We start from the raw sequence: 4165 nt of genomic DNA on the forward strand, positions 1-4165 counted from the left end.
CCAGCAGCCGGTTCGCACCGGCACGAAAAGAACCGTCCCCACGTCCCAGCAGCCGGTTCGCACCGGCACGAAAAGAACCGTCCCTCCGTTCCGCGTGGCCGGCTCGGACGCGGCCTCAGCCGTCGTCGGGCGGGCGCTCCGCCTGAGCGGTGGCCAGGAAGACACCGAAGCTGCGGAGTTCGCCGCCGATCTCGCGTTCGGTGGTGAGGGCGTTGCGGACGCAGACATGGCTGTAGCCGGCGGCGGCGAAGGCCCGCCGCAGTGCGCCGCGGCTGAATCCGTGGTGACCCTCGAAGCCCGGGTCGTGGTACGTGCCCGCCTCGGGTTCCAGGTCGAGGACGGCGACCCAGCCGCCGTCGACGGTCGCCTCGTGCAGCCGGGTCAGCAGCAGCGTGATGTCGGGCACGTGGTGCATCGCCATCAGGCTCACCACCAGCTCGAACGGTTCCCCTGCCCACGGCTCGGCGGTCAGATCGCCGACCTGGGCGGTGATGTTCGCCCGTCCCGACTCGACGATGCGCTGGCGCGCGGTCTCGATCATTCCGACGGAGGAATCGAGCAGCACCACCTCACGGACGCGGTCGGACAGGGCGATCCCGAGCAGTCCGGTGCCTGCGCCGTACTCGAGTACGCGCATGGTCTCCCGGACCGGGACTGCGGCGGCGATGGCGTCGGCGGCCCGGCGGGCCCGCTCGACCCGGTGGGGATCGTCGTCCCAACCCTTCGCCAGCTCATCGAAATCGGTCATGCCCTCAGCCTGCCGCACGACGGCGCGCACGGTAAGCCGCCACGTTGGCCCGATTCCCACAACCCGCATCGCAGAACCGTCGGGAGCGGTTGCGGCTCAAGTCGACCAGCACCTGATCGCAGCCGTCGCCGGCGCAGCGGCGCAGCCGGTCGAGGCCGTCGGCCCTGACGACGTCGATCATCGACATCGCGCATTCGACCATCATCCGCACCGCCAGCGGGGCGTCGTTGCTGGTGGCGTGGATGTGCCAGCCGAAGTCGTCGTGCCGCACCAACTGGGGCAGGGCGTCCCCTTCGCGCAGTAGCCGATTGATCAGAGCAACGACCTGCTGCTCGCTGCCGACCTCCCAGAATCGCGCCAGCGTGGGGCGCAGCGCGCGGACGTCGGCGAGTTCGACGGCATCGTGGGTGCGGCTGCCGCTCCACTGCCAACGGACGCAGAACGCGTCCAGGTCGGCGAGGGTGGTCAGGGTGTCGGGAGCACGGCTGTTCACCAACGCAGCCGCCGCCTGCAGCGACAGTCTTGCGTCATGAGTGAGTTCCACTGTTACTCCTGACACGGCCTACGATGTCATGAGCTTAACAACCGGTTGATCCTGACGGAGGTGGGAGATGGCTGAGACTGTGGCCGAACGCATGGAGGCCGGCGTCCGTCGTCCCCACTCTGCGCTGGTCGGCTGGACGGCCGCGTTGGTCTCGGCATGCGCCTTCGGCACCGCGGGCGCCTTCGCGAAGCCGCTGCTGGCCTCCGGTTGGAGCCCCGGCGCGGTGGTCGCGGTGCGGCTCGGGCTGGCTGCGATCGTGCTGTTGATCCCGGGCCTGATGGCGCTGCGCGGACGCTGGCAGCTGCTGCTCAGCCAGTGGCGTCCGCTGCTCGCCTACGGCGTGTTCGGCGGGGCGACCGCGCAGGTGGCATTCTTCAACGCCGTCCAGTACGTGCCGGTCGGCCTCGCCCTGCTGATGGAGTACCTGGCCATCCTGCTGGTGGTCGCCTGGGTCGCCGTCCGCAGCCGTCGGCTGCCGTCCAAGCTGACCCTGGTCGGCACCGTGGTGGCGATAGCCGGCCTGGTGGTCGTGCTCGACCCGACCGGCATGGTGGGCCTGGATCTGCGCGGCATCGCCTGGGGTTCGCTGGCCGCCTGCGGGCTGGCGGTGTACTTCGTAATCTCGGCGCGGCCGATGGAGCTGCCGCCGTTGACCTTCGTGGGCGTCGGCCTTGCGGTCGGCACCGTCACCATTCTGATCGCCGGCGCTGTCGGCCTGATGCCCATGCAGGCCAGTTTCATCGACGTCGTCTTCGTCGGGCTGACACTGCCCTGGTGGGCACCCCTGGTGGTGCTGGCTCTGGTAGCGGCCGCGACGGCCTACGCGCTCGGTTTCGTCGGCGTCCAGTACCTGGGCTCGACGGTGGCCAGCTTCGTGGGACTGACCGAAGTACTGTTCGCGGTCGCCTGGGCATGGCTGCTGCTCGGTGAACTACCGGGCCTGCTTCAGCTCGTCGGCGGGGTGATCATGCTGGCCGGCGTCGCCGCCGTCCAGCGTGGCCAGACCGACTGAGCTGCTGGTGCCTCGGCCGTTCGACGCCCGGCAGCGTCCGTAGTGTGCCGAGCGAAGGGTCCGCCGTGCAGCCGCAACCGATCGTTTGGTCCGTCGATTCCGTGAACCAGACGGACGCCGCGCGCTGGCTGCGGGGCGGCGTGGCTGACGTCCGTTGAGGATGTGTCGACCCTCGCCACCGGGGTCGGCGTCCGGGCGTTGACCGCCGCGCCGGAGGTACTGACGGACGTCTTCGATCAGGGTCTTGCCGAACAGACTGTGGAGGCGTTCGAGCGGGACATTGCTGAACGTGCTCTGAGCCTGCGTACGGGTTGGGAGAGCAGACTTTCACGGGCCGGGTGACCAAAGGAACCGTCCCCGGTAACCAAGAGAAACGTCCCGGCAACCAGAGGAATCGACCCCGGCGACCAGGAGAACCGCCCCCGCGGTCACCGGGCTCAGAGCAGGTCGTGGAGCATCACGACTTGCTCGCGGCCGGGACCGACGCCGATGCCGGAGATGCGGGCGCCGCTGAGTTCCTCGAGGCGACGGACGTAGGCCTGGCAGTTCTTCGGCAACTCGGCGAACGAACGGGCGCCGGAGATGTCCTCGGCCCAGCCGTCCAGTTCCTCGTAGATCGGGGTGGCGCGGGCGAAGTCGTGCTGGGTCATCGGCAAGCGGTCGTGGCGTTCGCCGTCCACGTCGTAGGCGACGCAGACCGGGATCTTCTCCCAGCCGGACAGGATGTCGAGCTTGGTCAGGAAGATGTCGGTGAACGCATTCGCACTGGCCGCTGCCTCGACGACCAGGGCGTCGTACCAGCCGCAGCGCCGCTGGCGTCCGGTGGTGGTGCCGAACTCCGCGCCGTCGGTGCGCAGCTTGTCGCCGTCGGCATCCAGCAGCTCGGTCGGGAACGGCCCCTCCCCCACCCGGGTGGTGTAGGCCTTGGCGATGCCGACCACCCGGTCGATCCGGGTCGGGCCGACACCCGAGCCGGTGCACGCGCCGGCCGCGATCGGGTTGGACGACGTCACGTAGGGGTAGGTGCCGTGATCGACGTCGAGGTGGTGCGCCTGGGCACCCTCGAACAGCACCACGTCGTCACGGTCCAGGGCGTCGTTGAGCACCCGCGAGGTGTCGGCGACCATCGGACGCAGCCGGTCGACGTAGCTGAGCAGTCGCTCGGTGATCTGGTCGGGCTCGATCGCACGCTGGTTGTAGACCTTCACCAACAGGTGGTTCTTCTGCCACAGCGCACCCTCGACCTTGGCCTGCAGCATCTCCTCGTCGAACAGGTCCTGCACCCGGATGCCGAGGCGATTGACCTTGTCGGAGTAGGCGGGACCGACGCCGCGTCCGGTGGTGCCGATCTTGCGCTTGCCGAGGAACCGTTCGGACACCTTGTCGATCACCTGGTGGTACGGGGTGATCAGGTGCGCGTTGGACGACACCAGCAACTTGCGCGCGGCGTCCACCCCGCGGGCGGCGAGTCCGTCGATCTCCTCGAACAGCACGTCGAGGTCGATCACCACGCCGTTGCCGATCACCGGCACGCTGTTCGGGCTGAGAATCCCGGACGGCAGCAGGTGCAGCGCGTACCGCTCACCACCCACCACCAGGGTGTGTCCCGCGTTGTTGCCGCCCGAGTAGCGGACCGTGTAGTCGACCCGGTCGCCCAGTTGATCGGTGGCTTTGCCCTTGCCTTCGTCGCCCCATTGCGCTCCGACGACCACGATGCCCGGCATCTGGTTTCCCTCCGGCATGAAAAGCGGCCCGCACGGGGCCCTTGCGCGGACAGCCTAACGGAGTCGCTCGCCGAGCCGGACGGCGTCCGAGTGGTCGGACGGACGGCCACCCGGTACGCGGGGACGGTTCTTTTCGT

The 4165-nt window shown here is 69.0% G+C and carries 4 protein-coding genes; 1 reads left to right on the forward strand and 3 read right to left on the reverse strand.

What is annotated here, in order from left to right:
- Positions 1-115: 115 nt before the first annotated feature.
- Positions 116-748 carry a class I SAM-dependent methyltransferase gene (locus tag Q0066_RS03245; protein ID WP_298129994.1) on the reverse strand — a complete coding sequence of 211 codons (633 nt, stop codon included), beginning with the start codon at positions 746-748 and terminating at the stop codon, positions 116-118.
- Positions 749-752: 4 nt separating this feature from the next.
- Positions 753-1292, reverse strand: coding sequence for a CGNR zinc finger domain-containing protein (locus Q0066_RS03250; protein ID WP_298129996.1), 540 nt, complete (start codon positions 1290-1292; stop codon positions 753-755).
- A gap of 67 nt (positions 1293-1359) precedes the next feature.
- Here Q0066_RS03250 and Q0066_RS03255 point away from each other — a divergent pair, with 67 nt between their 5' ends.
- Positions 1360-2304, forward strand: coding sequence for a DMT family transporter (locus Q0066_RS03255; protein ID WP_298129997.1), 945 nt, complete (start codon positions 1360-1362; stop codon positions 2302-2304).
- Between the two features lie 437 nt (positions 2305-2741).
- Here the strand turns inward: Q0066_RS03255 and Q0066_RS03260 are convergent, their stop codons facing one another.
- Positions 2742-4028, reverse strand: a complete 1287-nt coding sequence (locus Q0066_RS03260) for an adenylosuccinate synthase (protein ID WP_298129999.1) — start codon at positions 4026-4028, stop codon at positions 2742-2744.
- Positions 4029-4165 lie beyond the last annotated feature (137 nt).

Source organism: Micropruina sp., from assembly GCF_027492755.1.
Lineage (GTDB): Bacteria > Actinomycetota > Actinomycetes > Propionibacteriales > Propionibacteriaceae > Micropruina.

Excerpts from the sequence above, each read along its gene's own strand:
- Q0066_RS03255 (WP_298129997.1), top strand. The coding sequence starts at position 1,360 with ATGGCTGAGACTGTGGCCGAACGCATGGAGGCCGGCGTCCGTCGTCCC.
- Q0066_RS03260 (WP_298129999.1), bottom strand. The coding sequence starts at position 4,028 with ATGCCGGGCATCGTGGTCGTCGGAGCGCAATGGGGCGACGAAGGCAAG.
- Q0066_RS03245 (WP_298129994.1), bottom strand. The coding sequence starts at position 748 with ATGACCGATTTCGATGAGCTGGCGAAGGGTTGGGACGACGATCCCCAC.